Genomic DNA, 21,959 nt, shown 5'->3' with positions numbered 1-21,959 from the left:
TAGCAATTTAAGGAACAACCATGTCAAAGAATCTAACATTACACATCATTTCTAACGTTCCGTATTCGAACCTCAACCGTGATGATTCCGGGACTCCCAAGCGCCTTATGCAAGGTGGTGCATTGCGTGCAATGCATTCGTCACAAAGCATCAAGCGGGGTATTCGTGGGAAATATGAAGAAGCCAGCCTCGATCTTTCAGTGCGTTCTGGAAAACTTGTAGATGAAGTGCTTGATATCGCTGCCAAACTGAATCCAGAAATAGATAAAAAATCATTGAGTAAGCTAGCTGCGAAGCGTATTGGTGAATTGACAAAAGGTGAAGCTACGGAGAAAGAATCGGATCGATCCGCATGGCTTTCAGTGGAAGAACTAACAACTCTTGCGCAAAGTCTAATCGATGGTGAAGAGAATAGTGAATTTATCGCTGATGGCAAGACAGGTTCATTAGCGATCGCCGCATTTGGTCGCATGTTTGCAAATGCACCAGGGAAAAACACTGAAGCAGCGATCGCGGTATCGCCAGGGGTTACTACCCACGCAGCAACTATTGAGTCTGACTACTTCTCCACAGGCGATGACGTGCGCGAACGCGATCGCAAAAAATCGGGTGCAACCTATCTTGGCGTATCACGATACGTGAACGGCACATTCTATCGAACAATATCGATCGATAAGGAACAGCTCAAAGCAGTTTGGACTGCTTTTGAGCTTCCAGAAACACGAGATAACTTACGAGAGTTCATTCGAGCAGCAGTATATGGAATGCCACGAGGTAAACAAAACTCTACTGCACCTTACACAATGCCAAGCCTTGTTTTTGCTGAAGAACAGCGTTACCGTACTGCATACAGCTTTGAAAAGCCAGTAAAAGTGGGCTCCGATGGCGGTTACGAAGCAGAATCGATCAAGGAGCTTGCCGCACAATACCAGCGGGCACGATCGTTTGATCCCGGAAATTTCGGGCCAGTTGAAGTTCTTTCCGGCACTGCGGAATTTTCCGATGATCAGTTTGCAGGTGTGGAACGAGAAACTCTTGATGGTATGATCGATCGCATTGTTGATTGGATTCTGCAATGATTGAGTCGCTGTATATCCGGCTGAGTGGACCACTTCAATCGTGGGCTGGCCCAGCGGTGAGCGGTAACATCATTCGTACTGAGCCGTGGCCCACCCGCTCAGGTCTTCTTGGGCTACTTGCAGGTGCCTTGGGCGCTGAGCGCGGACAATGGCCGGAGTGGTTAAATGATGTTGAATTCGTTGTTCGACAAGATCGCCGGCCTAACATTGTGGATGATTTTCATACAATTAATCCGCGCACAGAATCTACACTTTTCCGCAGGAGACACCAGATCGTCCAAGGTATTTCTGCTGGCAAAGCTAAAGGCAAAGCACTTGTTTTTACTCCCGATGCGCAAGGTGGGACGTCGGTTGTGAACCGTACCTACCTAGCTGACGGCGAGTTTATTGTGCGAATTACATCCGAAAAACATCTTGATGAGCTGGAAAATGCTTTAGCAACACCCGGTTTTGTAACCTATCTTGGACGCAAAGCGTTTGCTCCGGATTTCCCGTTCTATCTGGGGCGGGGATCTGCCGACTGCATTAACGAGATTCCAATAGTTTCCAATCTGCATCGAACTGTTGAGAGCGAACAACCTCAATCTCAGCCGGTAACAATGGTGACTTATGGTCCATTCCATCCGGCTAGTGGGCGACGGAACCAAACAGCTATTACCGTGGTTAACCAACGCGACGAGCAATTATCGTTCATCAGCGGCCATCTGGTTATCCGACGGCAATTAGCTGGCTGATTTATGAGCGAGTAGCAGTGTGGGGAGTAAATCAAGCAGGTTTACTCCCCACAAAATATCTATCACGCACCCAGTAATCACTATTGAGCGTATCGCCGGGGCAAGCTATTGTGTACGCCGAGATCAGCCAGAAAAATTCGCTGCAGTCATAGCGAGATGGATAGCTTTACTTTCTAGTTCCCGTTAGTAAATGTGCTACGATTTTTGCAGTTGTGGAGTGTCATCGTGGACTCTCCAAGCCAGTCGCCGATTTTCCACTGGCACAGCTGAGGGATGCTTATTCTCGTACCGACTACCTGTTATTAGGGGAGTAAATATGAGCGTTGGTCGCTTTACCATACCTACCGAAGAAAACTTTATTCAGCAGTCCACTGAGTTAGCCGAAAAATGGGGTGCGGACGCAATTCGTAATTCAGACGGCACCCACCTCGACGACGACGTTATCAACATGGGCAAACGTATATATTCGGCATACTTCCCTAACCGCGGTCACAACTATTTTATGAAAGATCATATGGACTGCGTGCCCATGGTCTACCTGATGTCAGAACGTACCCGCGCCACGGACACCACAGTCGACGTGCCGCTGATGCACACCTACTTCGCCGAGCAACTCACCATCAATCGTGATGCAAGCCCACATCGATTCTGGGAAGTTATCGATCGTACCTCGGGCGAAGTTCTGCCCACCGACCAGTGGAGCCTCGACGCCGACGCCGACGTCGTTCACATCCACGATGCCCACAAGATGCACGAATACACCGTGACATTCTTGGCGTACGTCATCTGGGATCCGGTACAGATGTACAACCACATCACCAACGATTGGGGCGATAAGGAACACGAAATCGCGTTCGATCCACGTCACCCGGAAATCCAAGAATTTATGCTGAACACCTTGGATAAGTGGCTGGTGGATAACCCGCATGTCGACGTCGTTCGCTTCACTACGTTTTTTTATCAGTTCACGTTGATTTTCAACAACGAGCGCAAAGAGAAGATTGTTGACTGGACCGGTTTTGCGGTGACGGTTTCGCCGCGTGCGCTCGATGAGTTCGAACGTAAGTATGGTTATCGGATGCGCCCAGAACACTTCGTCGACGGCGGATCCTACGGTTCGTCCTTCGTCTACCCAAGCAAAGAACAGCGTGACTGGCTCGACTTCACGGCGGACTTTGTTCACTCGCTGATGAAGCAGATGGTTGAGCGCGTCCAGGCTGCCGGCAAAGAAGCCATGATGTTCCTCGGCGATCAGTGGATCGGCACCGAACCATACAGTTCAACATTCCCGAATGTGGGTATGGATGCGATCGTCGGTTCGGTCGGTGACGGCACAACCACCCGCATGATTGCTGACATTAAGGGCGTGAAGTATCACGAGGGTCGCTTCTTGCCGTACTTCTTCCCGGATTCGTTTTACGAGGGCGCCGATCCGTCGATCGAAGCGTGGGATAATTGGCGCAAGTCTCGCCGCGCTATTTTGCGTTCGCCACTTGAACGCATGGGCTACGGCGGCTACCTCTCCTTGGCAGCGAAGTTCCCGAAGTTCGTAGACGACGTAGCAACTATTGCGAACGAGTTCCGCGATATTTATGACAAGTCTGGTGGTACTGGCGCTCAAGCCCAGCTCACAGTGGCATTGCTAGATGCCTGGGGTGCTCGCCGATCCTGGCAGGAGTTCACGGTTGCTCATGCGTTGCCGAACAAATACAACCGCTCGTTCTACGGCATCCTCGAAGCACTTTCAGGTATGCGCGTCAATGTGCGTTTCTTGAGTTTCGACGACGTCCTCGCCAACGGTATCGATTCCGATATCGACGTCATTATTAACGCCGGTCCACAAGGCACGTCGTATTCTGGTGCCCAAGCCTGGAAGAATCCGCAGCTCGTTTCGCTGATTCGTTCTTGGGTCAGTTCCGGTAAGGGCTTCGTAGGTGTTGGCCAGCCGAGCGCCGTCGAACACGGTGGCCGTCATTTCCAGCTGGCAGATATTCTGGGCGTGGATCAAGAAATCTACCACAGCCTCAACGTAGATAAGTATTGGCCCGAGCTCACAGAGGACCACTTCGTTATCCAAGATATTCCGCGCGAGAGCCTCGATTTCGGCGAAGCTATTATGAACACCTTCCCGATTTCGCAACAGACAACCGTGATTTCTGGGCTCGCCGGCCAAGTTCAGCTCGCAGTCAACAGTTACGACGACGGCCGCGGCGTCTACCTCTCTGGCCTACCATATTCGGCACTGAACGCACGATTGCTCGAACGCGCATTGTTCTATGCGGCACACAAGGAAGACCAGTACGCCGTTTGGGGTTCATCGAACCCAGAATGTGAAGTGGCATACTTTGCCGAGAAAGGTATCTACGCAGTAGTGAACAACTCGGAAAAACCACAGCATACTGTGGTGAGCCTGCCAGGGGGTAAGGCGGCAACATTTGATCTGGCGCCGTCAGCGATTGAATGGACGGCGATATCATGAATGAAGCATGGAGCATTGCACAAAAATTCTGTATTCGCGGGGAACACGTCTCGAGTACTCGTTGGGGTGACGGGCATATTAACCGAACCTATCGAGTGACAACCAGTAGCGACGACTACATCGTGCAGCAGATCAACAAAACCGTGTTTGCGGATGTGGATAGTTTGATGAACAACATCAAGCTCGTCACCGAACATTTAGGGAAGAAAGGCAAAGAGACGCTGGAGATTATTCCGACGCTCGATAACAAGCTGTATCTTCGCCAAGGGGAAGAATATTTCCGCATGTATCGCTATATCGGCAACTCGCGCTCATACAGTTTGGCAACTTCGCCAAACATGGTGCGCTCAGTGGCTGCAGCATTCGGTCAATTCCAGCGTGACTTGGCAGATTTCGATGCCACGTTGTTGGCAGAAACGATACCGTTCTTCCACCACACCCCGACGCGCTATCACAACCTGTTAGCGGCGGTTGAGAAGAATACTTCCGGACGAGTGGCAGAAGTTACTGACGAGATCGAGTTCTTCACCCAGCGAGCAGCTGAATATTCCTACGTGACTGACCTGCTGACAACCGGGGAGATTCCCTCGCGCGTAACCCACAACGACACCAAGATCAACAACATCTTGCTTGATGCAGATACCGGAGAAGTCCGGGCCGTGATCGATCTTGACACCGTCATGCCCGGTTCCTTACTCTACGACTTCGGCGATGCGTTACGTACCGGCGCTGCCCTTGCCGATGAAGACGAAAAAGATCGTTCGAAAGTAGGTTTCAGCCTCGATCTTTACACCGCATACTGCGAAGGCTTCATCCCCACATTGCGTGAAACCCTCACACCAGCCGAACGAGATCTGCTAGCATTTTCAGCGAAACTCATGACCGCCGAATGCGGTATGCGGTTCTTAACAGACTATATCGACGGAGATGTTTACTTTGCGACCGCATATGCCGAACACAATCTGGTACGTGCCCGTAACCAGATCGCGCTCGTTGCTGACATCGAACGCAAATATGACCAGATGTGCGAGATAGCCAACCGAGCCTATAACGGACAAGAGGAGAAGTAACATGAGCGAAGACAAGCTCACGAATTTCTATCAGGCAGTCGATGCCTTAATCGACTATGCCCACACTCATCTCAAACTTGACCCGGTCGATTCAGACTGGTCACGTAACCAGATTTTCGCGCTCTTTGGGTTGAACTCATATCGACCAACCGGTGCCACCGGCACTGGACATGAGCGGCCAGACGTCATCATCGAACAGTTACGGGACACCGGAATTGCAGCCGGCTTGTTTGACGAAAGTCAAGCAGAGTCACTGTGTGACCAGATGATGGGTATCGTGAGCTTGTCCCCGTCGGCAATGAAACGAGGATTCCTTCACGACGTAGAAGCCTACGGCGGTTCCCACGCCATGGCGAACCTCTACAACTATTCGATCAAGAACAACTACGTTCGCCGTTCCGTTCTCGACCAAAACCCACGTTTCGACACCAACGGTCTGATCGTCACGATCAACAAAGCCAAACCAGAATTCAAGAGCGCGGCCAAGGCACAGGCCGGTAACTCCGTCGCCGGCGGATACCCCAAGTGCTCGATCTGCCACGAAAATGAAGGCTTTGCGGGGCGTACCAAGTTCACGCTTCGCACTGTTCCATTGACACTTGACGGGCAGGACTGGTTCTGGCAATTCTCCCCATACGGCTACCTGTACGAACACGGTATTGCGGTGAACTATGAGCACACCCCGATGCATGTCGATCGAGGCACGTTCCGCCGATTGATGGACTTCGTCGACCAATACCCAGATCTGTTCATCGGCTCAAACGCCGCCCTGCCACGAATCGGCGGTTCGGTATTAGGCCACGACCACTACCAGGCCGGTGGTGAAAAGCTACCTATGCACGTAGCAGGTAGCTGGAAGAGTTTCCGCAGTGCTGACTTCCCGCAGGCAGAAATCGAAATCCTTGACTGGCACAACACTGCTGTGCGCGTCGTCTCCACAGACCGCGAAGCGATCGAAGAGCTATCGACACGCATCCACGAAGCCTGGATCAACTACCGAAACGACGAACTGGGCATTATTCCGCGCGCCGGCAACGACGTCTTCTCCGCCATCTCACCAACTGTGCGCCTGACCGAACGTGGATACGAAATGTCGATCATTTTGCGGTCGAATATCACCAGCGAAGAATATCCAGAAGGTATTTTCCACGCCCACCCAGAATTCTTCGCCATCAAACAAGAATCCATCGGATTGATCGAAGCGCAAGGCCTGTTTATTCTACCCGGACGCCTTGATACCCAGCTGGCTCAACTAGCCCAGCTGCTCGAAAACAATCAGGAGCTACCCGCAGAACTCAACGAATTTGCTGGAGTGTTTGCCGAACTACAAGAACTCATCGGAGAAAACCGCGACGCTGACGTTATCGCTCAAGCAATTCGTGACGAGCTTGGAAGCGTCTGCCAGCGTATCCTAGAAAATACTGCAGTGTTTAAGGACCACAGCATCACGCAAAGTTTCCTTGAAGATCTCGGTTTCACTACTGAAAACTAAACGACAACCCTCAAAAATCAACTAAGACAGGTAACGGACATGACAACAGTTCTCGTCGCAGGTGGCGCCGGATATATCGGCACCCACACCACCGTAGCCCTCGTAGAAAAAGGATTCGACGTCGTCTGCGTCGATAACTATTCCAACTCGTCCCCAGAAGCTCTCAAGCGCGTCGAACAGATTATCGGAAAACCAGTGCGCGCCTATGAAGGCGATCTGCGCGACGAAGAACTCCTCGACCAGATTTTCACTGAAAACAACATTGACTGGGTTATTCATTTCGCTGGTATGAAAGCGGTGGGTGAATCGGTAGAAAAGCCACTCGAATATTATGACAACAACGTCGGTGGAGCACTCGTCTTGTTGCGTTCTATGCGCCGTCACGGAGTAAAGAAGATCATCTTCTCATCCTCGGCAACCGTCTATGGTGATCCGCAAACTTTGCCTATCACCGAAGAAACTCCAGCCGCGCAAGCAACTAACCCTTACGGTTGGACGAAGGTGTTTGAAGAACAAATCCTCACCGATCTGCATCGCGCCGATCCGGACTGGACCGTCGTCTTGCTGCGTTACTTCAACCCAGTGGGGGCACACGAATCCGGTTTGATTGGTGAAGACCCGAAGGGTATTCCAGCAAACCTGACCCCATACGTGGCCAAGGTTGCTATTGGTGAACTCGACAAGGTCAACGTCTTTGGGGACGACTACAACACCGCTGACGGTACCGGCGTGCGCGACTACATCCACGTTATGGATCTTGCCCAAGGGCATGTCGCTGCCGCTTCGAATATCAACAAGACCGGCGTCTATGTTTACAATCTTGGAACCGGTCACGGTTATTCGGTACTCGAAGTGATCAAGGCTTACGAGAAGGCTGTGGGTAAGGCCATCCCTTATGTTATCCAGCCACGTCGTGATGGTGATGTTGCCTCTTCTTACGCGGATGCTTCTAAAGCTCAGCATGACTTGCATTGGCAGGCCCGGTACACGATGGATGATATGGCGGCGACGTCGATGAATTGGCAGCAAAACAATCCACACGGATATCAGAAGTAAAGCTTTTTCCGCATATCCACACATAGAGGGCCACGCAGTGCGTGGCCCTCAGCTTTATGATGACGTATGGAACGTTACGTGCCGATCGCGTGGGTGCGTGGAGGTTTCCCGCCCACGCATATATGCTAGGCGCGTGGACGCTTACGAACTGGATGTTGGGAGACGACCGAGACGCGGTTGAACGCATTGATCGCAATGATTCCCCATTCCAGAGCAACGAGTTGTTCCTTCGTGAAGTGTTCGCGGGCACGGGTGAGGAGTTCTTCGTAGGAGGCATCTTCGGGAAGACGGGTGATGACCTCAGCGAGTTCAATCGCCATCTTTTCCGCATCGGAGTAAACCTTCTTTGCGTGGCGCCACGATGGAAGAAGATCAATTTGTTGTTGGGAAACACCAACGCTTAACGCGCGTGGAACATGTACTGACAGGCAGGTGCTGCAACCGTTGAGTTGGGATGCGCGAACGTAAGCTAGTTCAACAATTGTGCGGGAGAGGTCAACGTCGTCGAATGCTGAACTTAGCGCAACTGCAACGCCTTCCATAGCGTTGTATACCGATGGCATTTCGACGTCGATATATGGTGGTTTGATACGTGCAGATCCGGTTGCGGAAGCTGGAACGTCAGTCATCTTTTCTCCTTTAAATCGTTATATCGTGATGATTAAAAATTGTACTATAGCTAACTGTAAACAATCAGCGACCAGAAGCCCATAGTGCCAAGCTCTGAGCAAAATTCGATACTATCGAGGATGTCCACCAGGCCTGAGATTATCTGTGAGTGAGTTTTCTGGGAACTTCGTGGGTTTGCTTGGCGCGGGTGATATGTGCGCGAGTAGTGTGGTGAGAGCTAGGTAGGTTTGTATTTGTAAGGACTGATCGTGCGGTTGTCGGTGACTGAAACAGGAAGAAACTTCGATGGCATTATTGTTGCGTTCCATGGGGTTACGGATAATGCTGTATCACTTGCTGATCTAGCTACTCATTTCGGATCCACGTGGCAGGTTGTTTTAGTTGATTCTCTCGGGCACGGTTTTTCCGAACGGTTTTCCGACGACAATCTGGAAGATCCATTCACTGCTGCGTGTGAGGCTGCGAGCACGGTTGTTCAACGTTACGCGCGTGAGTCTGGTAGCGGGAAAGTGGTTCTTGCTGGCCATTCGATGGGCGGGGCGATCGCGGCATGGGTGGCGGTTACCTACCCGGAGTTCGTGGCTGGGGTGGTATTGGAAGATCCAGCGATTTTGACTGCTCGCCAAGTGAGGAAGTATCGGGAATCTGCACCTGATTTAGTTGCTAGTGTGCGTGGAGTGTGCGGTGATCCGGGCAGGGCGCTGACGGATATTCGGGCCGCACATCCGGCCTGGTCAGTATCCGAATGCGCTGGGTGGGTACAAGGAAAAACCCAAGTGGATATGCGTCTGGTCGAAACTGGTGTTGTAGGAACTACGGATGAAAGTTTGTTTGCCAAACTTTCTGTGCCGACGCTACTGATAACTGGGGATAGTGGCAATGTTTTGTTCGACGAAGATAGGCTTGGGATGATAGCCAACCCAGTAATCACTATTGAGCGTATCGCCGGGGCAAGCCATTGTGTACGCCGAGATCAGCCAGAAAAATTCGCTGCAGCGGTTACTGCTTGGTTAAAGACGAATATATAGTCAGTCAGATAGTACTTGTTATGCTTTTAGCCCGATCTCACTATTGGGGGTGGTGTGCGTAAGGAGAACTTTGGATCGGGTGCAACGTACCTTAATGTATCGCAATATGTGATCCTCATTGCTTCAGAAAATACAGTTTTAGCTGAGAATATAGCGGAAAAATGTGGTTTTAAATGCCTGAAATCACGCTCTAGGGAGTAGTGCTTTCGTCAATCTTCACGGATATTTGTCAGCTGGCTACACGGGCACTTCTTGTTCCGTTAGCTCAGTGTGGAAAGAAGTGTAGTGAGAAAAGAAAATGTCCCGGTAGGAAATCTACCGGGACATTTGGCGGAGACGGCGGGATTTGAACCCGCGAGCCGCTTTTAGGCGACTACTCCCTTAGCAGGGGAGCGCTTTCGGCCACTCAGCCACGTCTCCTTTGTGTTTGTGTGAAACAAACAGCGGAGAGTAAGGGATTCGAACCCTTGATGCAGGGTTACTGCATACTGGTTTTCAAGACCAGCTCATTCGGCCGCTCTGACAACTCTCCTTAGCCTCAAGAAACCACGAGGGATTCTTAACACTTCCATTATTGTAAGGGAATTGTTGCTCAAGTAAAAACTGGTAAGGCAGATATTTGTTCTACTATGGAGAGGTAGAGACAAGAAGGGGCAGATGTGCGGCTACGAATAATTTCGATATTGATAGTGATACTAGGCTTTTTTAGCGCTCTTGGCGCAGGCCAGTCGGCTGTCGCGACTCCCGCCTCAACCGAGACTTCTGCTAGCGATTCTCTACTTTTTATCGGCATGGCTGGAGTTCGTCCGCACGATCTGGACTTCACCGATCGACAATTATCAACGCTACTTTCCGACTACTCCTTCGCTGCCCTCACCCCACGTTCAGTGTCTCCTCTCACATGTCCATCTGAAGGGTGGATGCAGTTACGTACATCACGCGACATCTCCGATCGGCTCCCTGAATCCTTCATCGTGAAATATGGAGACGAATGTCATCCCACCACAATTCTCGAAGATCCAGCCAGCCTGACCAACACATCTGCCCAGCCGGTTCACATTCGTAATTTCGTACAGCATCTCGGCGAAACACAGTGGCCGGAAAATCATCTTTTTTCGGACGACGTCGTTGCCATCGGCCTCAATGCCGCCATCCCGGTAGCTTCCGAGGTAGGCACAGTAAAACAATGGTATGCCCTGCCCGACGGCGGAAACCCCGAAAACGCTGCCAAAGCACAGCACGAACTCACGCGCATTTTAGATAATTCACCTGCCGACATCGTCGCCGATATCGGTACCGTACGCGGAGCACCACGCTACCTCGACGTCCCCACCCAAATACAACTCACCCAGCAAAAGCTGATAGACATCTTAACCGCCAATAAAAACAGCGCCCACCCGCGAACAGTTATGATCGCCTCCCTAGGAGATCAATGGCGGCGTGCCCACCTACACTTCTTCGCCACCAACATGACAATCGACGGCCGCAACGGGCCCGGAACAATCGGATCAGACCTCACCCGTGCAACCGGGTTCATCACCGCAGCCGACCTGCGCAACATGATCACCGGTAAACTTAACGGACTCCATATCCATCCCGCAACATCACAGAGTGCCGCGTTGAATCCAGTGCTCGACGTTGCCAAACATGCCTACACGGCCGCCTCATCGTCAGCGAAATGGTATCAATACTTCAACATGGTGGCATTGATTGGTGTAGTCGGACTACTTGCCGTTTTCCTCGTCAAGCCCGCTCGGCAAGGCCACCGTTGGGGTGCCCCACAATGGGTATGGGTGGCCCTCGAAAAGTTCAACCTATGGGTATTCGCCTGGGTGCCCTCGGCAATGATATTAAACTTCCTTCCCTGGTGGGATCTCCCTGGACGGCCCGGTGCGATGCAAGCCTGGGCGATTCTACTCACCAGCCTCATAGCAATCACTCTGGTGGCTCTGGCACACCTAACCCCACATCGTGCCGGCTTCATTGCAATGGTTGCTACCGCCATTTTAAGCCTGGATATTATTGCCGGTTCACCACACCAGCGCAACGGTTTCATGGGATCCCTCATGCTCACCTCGCGCAGATACTACGGCATCTCCAACCGTACCTACCTCATACTGGTCGCTGGCGGACTCATGGCAGCGCTGTTCATTATCGCTTATCTGCGCCAACGAGCGAATAAACAGCGAGTGTCCGCGCTAAACACAGCCGGCAAACGTATTGTCGGCACGCGCATGGCTAGCAAACGTATAAAAAACCAGCTCGCAACCGCCAGCGCTTACGCAATAGCCGGCGTCGGCGTCGTGATGCTCGCCGTAGATGCGATGCCACGATGGGGAGCAGACTTCGGAGGACCACCCGGCATTATTGCCGGATTCGCCATCGCCGCACTCTTAGTTGCCGGCAAGAAACTGCGCTGGTGGCATATCCTCCTATGGATAATCGCCACCGTGGCTGTCATGTCCGCTGTAGGTTTTGTGGACGCTACACGCGGCGGAGAATCACATATTGGCAGATTTTGGTCAAAGTTCGGTAGCTCTGATAGTTGGGCGATTATCGGCGGAAAAATTCGCGACGTCACCCGCTCCTTCGTTGGCCGTCCAGACCTGCTCATCTTGATTGTAGCGGCCGTAATCGTGGCAGTAGGAGCTATTTTTGCCACCCGCTACCTCAACTCCCGCAGCGGAGTACACCTAGCCTCCCTGCATGAGATCACCTCAGGGTATGGATTTGTTCCGATCGCAATCGGTATCGCAGCCGGAATCCTGATAGCTGTACCAATCAACGATTCCGGAGCCATCATGATCAAAGAAGGACTCTACATTTCCCTGCCAGCCCTCGCCGCAGTTATCGCTGGCCAAGCCGCCACACGCACCCCAGAATTTGAAAACCGCCCCGAAACGGAGCGGAAATCGAGCTGACCAGTCTCTCAAGATATGGCCAGGAGTTAGAGCAAAGCTTCGAGCACCGCTGCGCAACCGTCGTCGTCAACATGATCAGTAAATGCATCGGCAGACTCGCGAACATACTGCGGAGCATTGCCCATCGCAACACCTACGTTTGCCCACTCCAACATCGCCACATCGTTACCTGAATCGCCAACAGCGACCGTATTGTATGGATCGATACCGAACCGCACACGCAATTCCTCCAAGGCAGAAGCCTTCGAAACACCCTCAGGTGTGATATCCATCCAGGCAGACCAACCCACAGCATACTCAACGCCGTGCAAACCAAGGTCAGCAACTGCGTCAAGAAGCTCACGAGCAGTCATTTTCGCAGCGCGAACCGTCAACCGGGTAGCCTTCGTCGACGCCAACTCCTCCAACGGCACCAGCCGGCTCGGGCCAGAAAGTTCATCCGGCGGGAACGGGTAAGTCACCCGCGTCGGCTCATCCAATGTTTCTAACGCAAACCACACATCACTCGGCAACCCAGCAGAAAGAATCTCAATCTCCCGAGTCGGATCAAAGGTGTGCGAATCAACTAGGCGGAACACCGGCCCATTCGCGCCCAAAAAATCTGGCAGCGCAGTAGTTTCCGAATCCGGAAGCACGCCCCCAATCGAGGTCGTAACCGCACCATTACACACCACTGCAATACCGCGCTCAATACCCACGTCACTCAACGCCACCTGGGTGCCAGTAATACCGCGCCCGGTAGCGAAAATCAGGGTCGTGCCGGCAGCGATATGAGCATGAACAGCCTCACGCATCCGGGCAGACAGCGTCGCGTCATGATGTAAGGTCGTGCCATCGAGATCGATAGCGAGTAATAAATCCGGTCCTGCCTTCGGTAATGAAGCAGAGCGCAGGACATCTTTAAAGTAGGGCAACGGCCCGGGAATTGCGTTCCCGGACCGTCGAGAATTGTCAATATTCACGTTATTTAGTAGCACCAATCGGTGAAACAAGCTCACGGCCACCAAGATATGGACGCATCGCTTGAGGGATGTATAGGGAGCCATCAGCCTGCTGATGGTTTTCGAACATAGCAACCAGCCAGCGCGTTGTAGCCAACGTACCGTTCAAGGTGGCAACTGCTTGGGTTGAACCGTCGGTTGCGCGCTCGCGGATACCTAGGCGGCGAGCCTGGAAAGTTGTACAGTTTGACGTTGACGTCACTTCCATGTACCGGTTTTGGGTTGGAAGCCAAGCTTCACAGTCAAACTTTTGAGCAGCTGAAGAACCAAGGTCACCAGCAGCAGTATTAATCACGCGGTAGGGAAGTTCCATCTTCTGGATCATTTCTTCTTCCCACGCCAAGAAACGCTGATGTTCTTCCACGGCCTCATCGGCGGTGCAGAAGGAGAACATTTCTACCTTGTTGAACTGGTGAACACGAATAATTCCGCGCGTATCGCGGCCATAAGAGCCAGCTTCGCGACGGTAACACGTAGACCATCCAGCGTAGCGCTTTGCACCCGCACTCAAATCGAGAATCTCATCTGAATGATAACCAGCCAAGGCAACTTCGGAGGTACCGGTCAGGTATAAATCATCGGCCGGCAAGTAATAGATTTCGTCAGTGTGCGCACCCAAGAAACCAGTGCCACCCATAACATCTGGGCGAACCAAAGTGGGAGTGTTCATCAACGTGAACCCGTTAGCTTCAGCCTGATCGGCTGCCATGGTGAGTAGTGCTAGCTCGAGACGAGCACCGATACCTTTCAGATAGTAGAAGCGCGAACCAGAAACCTTCGTGCCGCGCTCCATATCGACCGCACCCAAACCTTCAGCCACATCGAGGTGATCGAGTGGCTCAAAACCTTCAGCAACAAAATCACGAACCGTGCCTACTTCGCGCAAAACTTCGTAATCGTCCTCGCCACCAGCTGGGACACCTGGAAGCACCGGGTTGGCAATCTTCAGCATGGCAGCCTGGAAATCAGCGGCTGCCGCATTAGCTTCAGCTTCTAACGCCTTAACTTGTTCAGACATTTTCTTTGCCTGAGCCAAAATCGCTGGGCGTTCCTCAGGTGAGGCTTTGCCAACCGTGCGAGACAGGTTCTTTTGCTGGGCGCGCAGATCCTCAAATGCCTGCTGAGAGGAGCGGCGCTTTTCATCTGCGCTAAGAACTGCATCAACAAATGCTGGATCATCGCCGCGAGCACGTTGCGAGGCGCGGACTGCTTCTGGATTTTCCCGAAGGGTACGAATATCGATCATAGGTATAAGTTTAGTGCGTTTGAACGCTGTGGCCTAATGGTAAGTGAGCAATGAGACGAAGCAGTGGGCAACATCGAGTAGAATCGTGACTATGAAATGGGATTTAGTGCTCTTGATTACGACCTTTGTGCTTGCGCTCGTAGCGCTCATTGGCGCACTCCAAAACCGTCGAGCCATTCGGTTGCTCGTCGCTGAACGACGCCGAACCAGCACTTTACTCATCAATGAAGACGAATTGAGCGCACCAGTTCCACCACCTAACCAAGGGCCTGCCCACGTCATTTACAATCCGACGAAGAAAGCTAACTGGGATCAGATTCGCCAACAGCTCGCTCGAGTTGCCCGCGATGCTTCCATGCCAGAGCCCATCTGGCTAGAAACGACTGCTAAGGATCCAGGCGTGAGCCAGACTCAGGCAGCTATAGATGCCGGCGCTTCGGTAGTAATTGCCGCCGGTGGTGACGGCACAGTCCGAGTGGTTGCCGAAGGTTTAGTCGATACCGGAATCCCAATCGGGTTGCTCCCTCTGGGAACTGGAAACTTATTGGCACGAAACCTCAACTTACCGTTAGATGACACCCAACAACTGGCACGGATTGCGTTGACCGGCGTGAATCGCAAGATCGACGTTGGTGTGCTTACAGTGCGTGAACCTTCCGTTCCGATCGTCAGTAAACGACATCGCGAACCCAGCCATGTTGCGCAACCAGGAAGGTATGTGTTCGTTGTTAATGCCGGGATGGGGCTCGATGCCGAAATTATGGCCGAAGCTGAAGCTAACCAAACATTGAAAGAACACATCGGTTGGGTGGCTTACTTCAAAGCAGCGTTACCGCATATTTTGGCGCCAAAAATGAAAGCCAAAATCACGGCGGGTCGTGATGGTAAGCCAGTTAAAACAGAGGCACGCACCGTCATGTTCCTGAACTGTGGTGAGCTTGTTGGTGGCATTATTCTTGATACGACTGCCAAAGCGGATGATGGCTGGATTGAACTAGCCGTTATCGACACCAAGCTTGGACTCATCGGATGGGTCGATTTACTACGCCGTGCTGGCAATCAGAGTCGCGGGCAAACCAGCTCCGAAATCCCTGGTGTCCCAGCACAGGCAGCCCTCGATATTCACCGTATCACCCAAGCTTCCCTAGAAACTGAAGACGCCCACCCAGTACAAGTCGACGGCGACGTCCTCGGCTACACCAATCGCGTTCATTCCCAGATTCTTCCGCAAGCGCTTAACGTTCGGGTACCTAGATGAGCCAATCGGCACACAACTCCACCGGCACTGGGCATATTGACGCCAGCCAGTACACAAACTCTAGGCGTGTACTACGGCGATGGTGGGCGACCATCAGCGTACTAGTGATCGCGCTTGTCACCATCGTTGTAGCCCCAGCTTGGCGCGGAATGACGATCGATAACGACGGCGCAGTGCGGGTTGATCCGGGCCATAAAACCGTGGTTATCGGATTTAGTGGCGTAACTTGGGCGGATATTTCGCCGGAAAAAACACCTGCCCTAGTCGGTTTAGTGAAACGTGGAGCTTCCGCAAATGTTGCCGTGAAAACTCTCGGAGTCACTACGTGCCCAAACGCGGGCTGGCTAACGCTCAGCCAAGGCGTACGTGCTGCAGACCCCATTGCTGAGGGCTGTGCACAACCCGTCACCGCTTCATCTAACGGTGTTTTACCAAACGACGTCGAAACTGCTCGTAGTGAGGCCGAAAAACTCTCCCCTTACGATGCACCCGGAACAACCCTTGGAGACGAGCTCGCACGCGCTAATATCTCCGTAGCAACAATCGGTTCTGGTGCGGCGCTCGCGGCGCGATCGTCGTCGAACACTGCGCTACCACATCGCTACCACGCAGATGCGAAAACCGAAGATGGGCTCACTGTCAATGCGGCACAGCGTTATCCGCAGGTCGCCAACGCTGACCTTGTTATGATCGACATGGGGCGGATCGACAACGAACCTAGTACTGGAGCCTCAGCTGTTGGGCAAACCAAATCAAAAGGCATGCTGGCAGATCTACGTGCCGCATTTGCCGCCCCTGCTCAGCGAAGTCCACAAGCTAGCTCCGCGATTGCACAACTTGACCAGCACATCGGAGAACTCCTCGAACAGATTGATCCAGGTACGACGATTATCGTCGCTTCGCTCGCTGATTCTGATACGAGCACTGCGCATCTACAATTCTTTACCGCCACTGGGACGCAGATCGAACCAGGAACCTTGGCGTACACCAATTCAACCCGTCATCGCGGACTCGTTCAACTTACTGATCTCCCGCAACTGATCGTCACTCAACTAGGGCTGCGTCCACTACCAGACTTTGTCGGCTCCGCGATCGCCATGACTGACACTCACCAACGTGCCTTCGCCGACATTTCCGCTACTTTGCGAGCTGGTGACGCCCGAGCAATCGCAGTACGACCAGCAGTTGGTCCGTTCTACGTGCTGTTTAGTGCGCTCGCAGTAATTTTCCTGGGATGGTCGGGTGTGCGCTTATGGCGTGCGGCTCGTGGCCGTCAAATAGCGAAGAGTAGTCGTGCTCATGAATTGGTTGGCTTGACGGTGGCAATAATGCCAGTGGCCTCGTTTATCGTCAACCTGCTCCCATGGTGGAACTGGACGTCGCCAACAGTTGTTTTCTTGCTTCTTGTCATGACGTTTAGTCTATTCGGTGCCTATATGAGCGTTATGAGCTCCTGGCCAGCAGGAGCTGTTGCGCTCTTGAGTGCTGGGGTGCTAAGCGTCGATGTTCTCACTGGTTCGCTTTTACATTCGTCGTCAGTGCTCGGTGACCAACCGCAACAAGGCGGTCGTTTCTATGGTTTTTCAAACGCCCCATTTACTGTTTTTGCGATCTCGATGCTCTGGCTCACCATTGTTGCTGTTCATGTTCTTCGCGAACACCACCGTCAGATCACGGTTCCCGGAACAGTGATTGTGATGGGTATAGTGGCCCTCATTCTTGATGGGGCAGGCTCACTCGGTGCCGACTTCGGTGGCGTACCAGCGCTTTTCATTGCGTTCTTCGTCTTGTTTGTTGCGCTCGGTGGTCGCACCCTCACCGCCCGAACCATGATTATTGTGCTTGGTGTGGGGGCCGGTGTGAGCATCGGGGTAGCATTCATTGACTGGCTGCGCCCGCAAGAGTCCTGGACTCATTTGGCGCGATTCTTTCAAAGTGTGATCGACGGTGGGGCCGTAGCGGTAGTCTACCGCAAGCTGATGGCTATGCTCGGTTCAGCGCCTTGGTTCGTATGGGTGATCGTGGTTTTCGTTGCGGCAACGATATGGCTGTATCGTTCACGGATGCAACAGCTTTTCGCTACCTCGAGTGCGAAAAGTGCGCTGGTGAATGTCGATCCAGATATTCGTTGGGTGGATCGATCCGTCCTCACTCTGGTTCTTGTGGCGGTTGCACTCAACGATTCCGGACTCGTGATTTTGCTCATTGGTGTAGCTTTTGGGGCGCCACTATCGATTGTGGAGCGCCAACGAGCTAGCCGGCGATTACAGGCGTCGGAACTTTAAGGCTCTGAGTGGCCTTTACGCTTCGTATGCCTTTACGCTCCGTATGCGTTGAACGGTTCGCCGTCGATAACCGGTGGTCGGTGCGAGGTATGTACCTTATGGCGTTGGATAGTACGCGAAGCGAGTGCCTTTAAAACTCCACGTAGCTGTGCGGCACGGTGGAGCTGCCCGGCAAAATCGTTCGTCGAAACTCGATGGCGCAGGTCGCATGGCACTTCTTGGACCGTGAAGCCAGCAACAAGCAGATCTATCGTCATACCAACTTCCACGCCCCAGCCGGGAGCCAATGGAGTAATAACATCAAAAGCAGTGCGGGTAATACAGCGCTGGCCAGATAGTGGCTGACGCGGATTCCATCCGGTAAGAGCTTTGATGCCTTTGCGTCCAGTGTTGGTGACAATCCCGTGACCGCCAGCACCGGCCTGTGGTGGCAGATAAGCGATTGCGCAATCAACACCGCCATCGAAAATTGTTTGAACAAGCGGTGCGCATTCAATAGCGGATTCACCCAGGTCGGCGTCGAGGAAAAGGAGTGCCCGTGCTGGTTGGCCTTCAACGTCACGCATCGCAACAACAGCTACTCCGGTTTCCATCGCGGCGGCTTTGCCACGATTAACGGCATGCCGGACGACTGTCGCACCGTTTTGCCGAGCAACGTCTTGCGTCTTATCGGACGAGCCATCGTCGACGACGACGACCAGATCCACGTGGGGGATCGTGCGGGCTGCGCTGATGGTAGCGGAAACTCGATCTTCTTCATTCATTGCCGGGATAATAACTGCAACGCGCTGTTCGGTATTCACAATATGTAACAATACTCCATATATTCAGTAAGGGTCCCGTGAGTGTCGGAAATATCAGACTGGTGGACACACCTACACTAGATAAAACAGGGGGTGGTAGAAAAATTCTCTACCACCCCTTGCAACAACACACACTTAGCGCAAAGTCACCTGGCGAGAAATAATACCCGCACGAGCGCGACGCTCTTCTGGGGTCAACGCATCCGTCACTGCAAGTGCTTTTTCGAAACGCTCAGCAAACACAGCCATTGGCTTGGTCATCTCATCAGCTTCGCTACTGGCATCGAGCTCAAAAACTGGAATCATCAAACCGAGCGCACGGAAAGCGCCAACGAAACGACCACCGTCGAACCCGAGCTCACGAGCCTGGTGTAGGCGCGCCAACGCGTCCAAAACCTGAGCTTCTGGCTCCGGGCGCACCCAGCGCACGAACTCGCGCTGCATCCGGCACCAGAACGCGCCCTCGATCTCTGGAACGTGAGCAGTTGGCAGAACCTGGTCGCGAGTCTGCTCAATAGCCGACTTCATTTCTGGATCATCAAGCTCAGCTGGATCAACCCAGAAAGCATAATTCTCATGCAACGTCATCTCAGATTCGGCGCTGAGGTCAAGAATATCTTGCAGGCGCGGGCCAGGAACTGGCTGGTCGGTCTGCTGGAGAGTATCGCCAGCCTTCAACTCCATACCCTTAATAACACGGTCAGCAATATCAAGCGACACATCGCCAGAATTCATCACGGTTTGCGCAGCAACCAGGAGAACGCCATCTTTGCGACGCAACGCCGCAGCCATACCGGGAAGCAACGTGACGATCATCAGATCTTCGCCACCGAATTCGGCGGTAGTACGCACTGGCAATGTTGCAGCTGGAATAATCTCACGCATTGCAACAAGCTGCGGCTCAAACGGTAGGCCTTCAAACGGACGATCCACAAACTGGATACGTGCCTTCTTTGGCTTCTTTTCTTTGTTTCGGCGGCTTGCCTTGCCCATCGGCATCTCCTTTTAGATAGAACAGGTTAGGCCGCCAAAAGCGGCACATGATACGTATATTAACAGTAAACGGTAGAAGTAAATGGCGCGAATTAACGGCCGAGTTGGCGTAACGCCCAACGGATCGTCTCGCGTGTATAACGATTACGTGCAGGTTTTTCTGACAGAGAAAGATCGTGGCGACCGCCAATAATCTCCACTGTTTCGACGTTTCTGCCGAGCGTTGGAGCCAAGCGTTTCATGTCAGCGACGTCGAGAACGACGTCGGTATGTGCCAGTTCGGCAGCAGTTGGATGCATGACGCTACCGGACTGATCCGAATGTGCAAGCAGCACGGGCTCTTTGATATTCAAGCCTTGCGCAACCATCGCGTGCCCGCGGCGGGCAGCAGTGAAGAATCCGGCAAAGACGGTAGCTGACGTGAGAGGCTTATGGAGCGGATTGAACGAAAACTCTCCGCCATAATCAACATGCAGGCTGCGCGCATAGGCCGGCTTTAGCCGAGCAATCGGAGAAAGCGGAGAAACCCGTGCGATTTTTTCTACCGCCGATGTCGCAACTGTGCGCTGCCATCGCGGACCATTATGATCTAGCCACGGTGAATTAAGAATCACCGCATCGACTTCACCTGGATGACGATCGGCAAACAAGGCAGCCTGCAAGCCACCAGTTGAATGACCAATCAAAACAATCTGCTCAGCGCCTTGAGCTCGCAGATGAGCTAGCGCTGCATGGATTTCCTCTTCACGGATCAACAGATCGCGCACATCATCGCGGCGCGACGGCACCCGCAACGCCCGCCCAGAACGGCGAAAATCCAAACCATACAACGCAATACCAGCCTTGCCCCACGCTTGGGCTTGTTCCACATGGAAAAACGAATCCAAAAACCCAGGCAACCACAGCGCGGCAACACCAGAACGCCTAACGCGCGCATCGGCGTCGACCTCACTGACCAGAACCGCAACATCGGGACGGCCAGGCGGGGTACCGGCGTCGACCTCATTCAAAAAAGCCGTACGTGCCACCCAATCCGGACCCAAATAATCTGGAACCCGCGGGCCAAACGTGGGGATCAGACCGGTGTACATATTAATCGACGATTCCATACAAACGATCGCCAGCATCGCCCAATCCAGGAACAATGAAGCCCTTCTCGTTTAGCTTCTCGTCAACTGCAGCGACGATGATGCGGACGTTTCCGCGATCGCCGATGTGCTTTTCGAGAGCCTCCAAGCCTTCTGGGGCAGCCAAAATGCATACAGCTGTGACGTCACGAGCGCCGCGCTCCAACAAGTAATCGATCGACGCGATCAACGTGTGGCCGGTAGCCAACATCGGGTCGAGGACGAAACACTGACGGTCGTGCAGGTCGTCAGGAAGGCGGTTAGCGTAGGTGATCGCCTCAAGAGTCTGCTCATCACGCTTCATACCCAAGAAACCAACCTCGGCCGCTGGGATAACGCGAACCATACCATCAAGCATGCCTAAACCCGCACGTAAAATTGGGACCACAACTGGGCGTGGGTGAGCCATCGTTGTACCGGTCATATGTGCAACCGGAGTATCGATTTCCTTTGGTTCAGTGAGAATATCGCGTGTTGCTTCATAAGACAGAAGCATGATGATTTCTTCAACCAGTTGGCGGAAAACTGGGGAAGGGGTTTTCTTGTCGCGGAGAGTTGTAAGCTTATGTGCCACAAGTGGGTGGCTAATTACCTGAAGTTCCATACTTACTAATCTACCGGGTTTATGGATATCAGACATGTTTTACTGGTGACGAATGTGCATCAAAATTTGGTAGGGCTCGAGGGAGGTGGGTGCGCGAGGATGGTGGCGTTCTGGAAATTCTATCGAGAGTACACGGATGGCAACAAACATGCG

17 protein-coding genes and 2 tRNA genes are annotated in these 21,959 nt (G+C 52.8%); 10 read left to right on the top strand and 9 right to left on the bottom strand.

All coding sequences use genetic code 11. The annotated features are described in order from the left end of the window. The first annotated feature begins 20 nt into the window (after positions 1-20). From cas7e to galE, 6 genes are all read left to right on the top strand, one after another. Positions 21-1,079, top strand: coding sequence for a type I-E CRISPR-associated protein Cas7/Cse4/CasC (gene cas7e / locus JTE88_RS08720; protein ID WP_204424414.1), 1,059 nt, complete (start codon positions 21-23; stop codon positions 1,077-1,079). Further along, positions 1,076-1,813, top strand: coding sequence for a type I-E CRISPR-associated protein Cas5/CasD (cas5e, locus tag JTE88_RS08715; RefSeq protein ID WP_204424412.1), 738 nt, complete (start codon positions 1,076-1,078; stop codon positions 1,811-1,813). The genes cas7e and cas5e overlap by 4 nt, the downstream gene beginning before the upstream one ends. Before the next feature lie 316 nt (positions 1,814-2,129). After that, positions 2,130-4,292, top strand: coding sequence for a 1,3-beta-galactosyl-N-acetylhexosamine phosphorylase (gene gnpA / locus JTE88_RS08710; protein ID WP_204424410.1), 2,163 nt, complete (start codon positions 2,130-2,132; stop codon positions 4,290-4,292). Further along, complete coding sequence (locus tag JTE88_RS08705; RefSeq protein ID WP_204424408.1) at positions 4,289-5,362, top strand: phosphotransferase enzyme family protein; 1,074 nt, start codon at positions 4,289-4,291, stop codon at positions 5,360-5,362. Before gnpA ends, JTE88_RS08705 begins: the two co-directional genes overlap by 4 nt. 1 nt (position 5,363) lies before the next feature. Continuing rightward, on the top strand, positions 5,364-6,854 hold the full coding sequence (locus JTE88_RS08700) for a galactose-1-phosphate uridylyltransferase (protein WP_204424406.1): 1,491 nt from the start codon (positions 5,364-5,366) through the stop codon (positions 6,852-6,854). Between the two features lie 39 nt (positions 6,855-6,893). Next, the gene (gene galE / locus JTE88_RS08695; RefSeq protein ID WP_204424404.1) at positions 6,894-7,910 is read left to right on the top strand and encodes a UDP-glucose 4-epimerase GalE; all 1,017 of its coding nucleotides are present in this window, start codon (positions 6,894-6,896) and stop codon (positions 7,908-7,910) included. Positions 7,911-8,035: 125 nt separating this feature from the next. On the opposite strand, the gene JTE88_RS08690 is transcribed toward galE, so the two are convergent. Then, positions 8,036-8,539: a carboxymuconolactone decarboxylase family protein gene (locus tag JTE88_RS08690; protein ID WP_204424402.1), complete on the bottom strand. Its 504-nt coding sequence runs from the start codon at positions 8,537-8,539 to the stop codon at positions 8,036-8,038. Between the two features lie 249 nt (positions 8,540-8,788). On the opposite strand from JTE88_RS08690, the gene JTE88_RS08685 reads away from it, so the two are divergent. Then, a complete protein-coding gene (locus JTE88_RS08685) occupies positions 8,789-9,568 on the top strand; it encodes an alpha/beta fold hydrolase (RefSeq protein WP_204424401.1) in 780 nt (259 codons plus the stop codon). 328 nt (positions 9,569-9,896) lie between these two features. Here the strand turns inward: JTE88_RS08685 and JTE88_RS08680 are convergent. Further along, a tRNA-Ser gene (locus JTE88_RS08680) sits at positions 9,897-9,988 on the bottom strand. Positions 9,989-10,012: 24 nt separating this feature from the next. Continuing rightward, positions 10,013-10,100, bottom strand: a tRNA-Ser gene (locus JTE88_RS08675). Between the two features lie 259 nt (positions 10,101-10,359). Between JTE88_RS08675 and JTE88_RS08670 the strand changes: the two genes are divergently transcribed. Continuing rightward, on the top strand, positions 10,360-12,489 hold the full coding sequence (locus JTE88_RS08670; RefSeq protein ID WP_204424399.1) for a hypothetical protein: 2,130 nt from the start codon (positions 10,360-10,362) through the stop codon (positions 12,487-12,489). A gap of 26 nt (positions 12,490-12,515) precedes the next feature. Here the strand turns inward: JTE88_RS08670 and JTE88_RS08665 are convergent, their stop codons facing one another. Continuing rightward, the gene (locus JTE88_RS08665) at positions 12,516-13,451 is read right to left on the bottom strand and encodes an HAD family hydrolase (protein ID WP_204424398.1); all 936 of its coding nucleotides are present in this window, start codon (positions 13,449-13,451) and stop codon (positions 12,516-12,518) included. 1 nt (position 13,452) lies between these two features. Further along, positions 13,453-14,736: a serine--tRNA ligase gene (serS, locus tag JTE88_RS08660; RefSeq protein ID WP_204424396.1), complete on the bottom strand. Its 1,284-nt coding sequence runs from the start codon at positions 14,734-14,736 to the stop codon at positions 13,453-13,455. A 91-nt stretch (positions 14,737-14,827) separates the two neighbouring features. Between serS and JTE88_RS08655 the strand changes: the two genes are divergently transcribed. Together JTE88_RS08655 and JTE88_RS08650 are read left to right on the top strand one after the other, a co-directional pair. After that, a complete protein-coding gene (locus JTE88_RS08655; RefSeq protein WP_204424395.1) occupies positions 14,828-15,994 on the top strand; it encodes a diacylglycerol/lipid kinase family protein in 1,167 nt (388 codons plus the stop codon). Next, positions 15,991-18,279 (top strand): hypothetical protein, encoded by a 2,289-nt coding sequence (locus JTE88_RS08650; protein ID WP_204424393.1) that lies wholly within the window; start codon positions 15,991-15,993, stop codon positions 18,277-18,279. The genes JTE88_RS08655 and JTE88_RS08650 overlap by 4 nt, the downstream gene beginning before the upstream one ends. 32 nt (positions 18,280-18,311) lie before the next feature. Here the strand turns inward: JTE88_RS08650 and JTE88_RS08645 are convergent, their stop codons facing one another. The 4 genes from JTE88_RS08645 to upp all read right to left on the bottom strand — a co-directional run bounded on the left by JTE88_RS08645 (position 18,312) and on the right by upp (position 21,806). Next, positions 18,312-19,082 (bottom strand): glycosyltransferase, encoded by a 771-nt coding sequence (locus tag JTE88_RS08645; RefSeq protein ID WP_204424391.1) that lies wholly within the window; start codon positions 19,080-19,082, stop codon positions 18,312-18,314. A gap of 135 nt (positions 19,083-19,217) precedes the next feature. Next, positions 19,218-20,075, bottom strand: coding sequence for a DUF5926 family protein (locus tag JTE88_RS08640; protein WP_204424389.1), 858 nt, complete (start codon positions 20,073-20,075; stop codon positions 19,218-19,220). Between the two features lie 92 nt (positions 20,076-20,167). Next, the gene (locus JTE88_RS08635; RefSeq protein ID WP_239519517.1) at positions 20,168-21,202 is read right to left on the bottom strand and encodes an alpha/beta hydrolase; all 1,035 of its coding nucleotides are present in this window, start codon (positions 21,200-21,202) and stop codon (positions 20,168-20,170) included. Next, positions 21,168-21,806, bottom strand: a complete 639-nt coding sequence (gene upp / locus JTE88_RS08630) for a uracil phosphoribosyltransferase (protein WP_204424387.1) — start codon at positions 21,804-21,806, stop codon at positions 21,168-21,170. The genes JTE88_RS08635 and upp overlap by 35 nt, the downstream gene beginning before the upstream one ends. Positions 21,807-21,959: the final 153 nt, after the last annotated feature.

Origin of the sequence: Arcanobacterium phocisimile (genome assembly GCF_016904675.1) — a bacterium.
In the GTDB taxonomy this organism is placed as follows: Bacteria; Actinomycetota; Actinomycetes; order Actinomycetales; family Actinomycetaceae; genus Arcanobacterium; species Arcanobacterium phocisimile.
The sequence above is the reverse complement of the archived record's forward strand: the minus strand, read 5'-3'. Positions and strand labels throughout refer to the sequence as shown.

Coding starts and splice junctions, on each gene's coding strand:
- JTE88_RS08640 (WP_204424389.1), bottom strand. CDS start 20,075: ATGGGCAAGGCAAGCCGCCGAAACAAAGAAAAGAAGCCAAAGAAGGCA.
- serS (WP_204424396.1), bottom strand. CDS start 14,736: ATGATCGATATTCGTACCCTTCGGGAAAATCCAGAAGCAGTCCGCGCC.
- JTE88_RS08670 (WP_204424399.1), top strand. CDS start 10,360: ATGGCTGGAGTTCGTCCGCACGATCTGGACTTCACCGATCGACAATTA.
- JTE88_RS08635 (WP_239519517.1), bottom strand. CDS start 21,202: ATGCTGGCGATCGTTTGTATGGAATCGTCGATTAATATGTACACCGGT.
- JTE88_RS08690 (WP_204424402.1), bottom strand. CDS start 8,539: ATGACTGACGTTCCAGCTTCCGCAACCGGATCTGCACGTATCAAACCA.
- gnpA (WP_204424410.1), top strand. CDS start 2,130: ATGAGCGTTGGTCGCTTTACCATACCTACCGAAGAAAACTTTATTCAG.
- galE (WP_204424404.1), top strand. CDS start 6,894: ATGACAACAGTTCTCGTCGCAGGTGGCGCCGGATATATCGGCACCCAC.
- JTE88_RS08705 (WP_204424408.1), top strand. CDS start 4,289: ATGAATGAAGCATGGAGCATTGCACAAAAATTCTGTATTCGCGGGGAA.
- cas7e (WP_204424414.1), top strand. CDS start 21: ATGTCAAAGAATCTAACATTACACATCATTTCTAACGTTCCGTATTCG.
- JTE88_RS08650 (WP_204424393.1), top strand. CDS start 15,991: ATGAGCCAATCGGCACACAACTCCACCGGCACTGGGCATATTGACGCC.
- upp (WP_204424387.1), bottom strand. CDS start 21,806: ATGGAACTTCAGGTAATTAGCCACCCACTTGTGGCACATAAGCTTACA.
- JTE88_RS08655 (WP_204424395.1), top strand. CDS start 14,828: ATGAAATGGGATTTAGTGCTCTTGATTACGACCTTTGTGCTTGCGCTC.
- JTE88_RS08700 (WP_204424406.1), top strand. CDS start 5,364: ATGAGCGAAGACAAGCTCACGAATTTCTATCAGGCAGTCGATGCCTTA.
- cas5e (WP_204424412.1), top strand. CDS start 1,076: ATGATTGAGTCGCTGTATATCCGGCTGAGTGGACCACTTCAATCGTGG.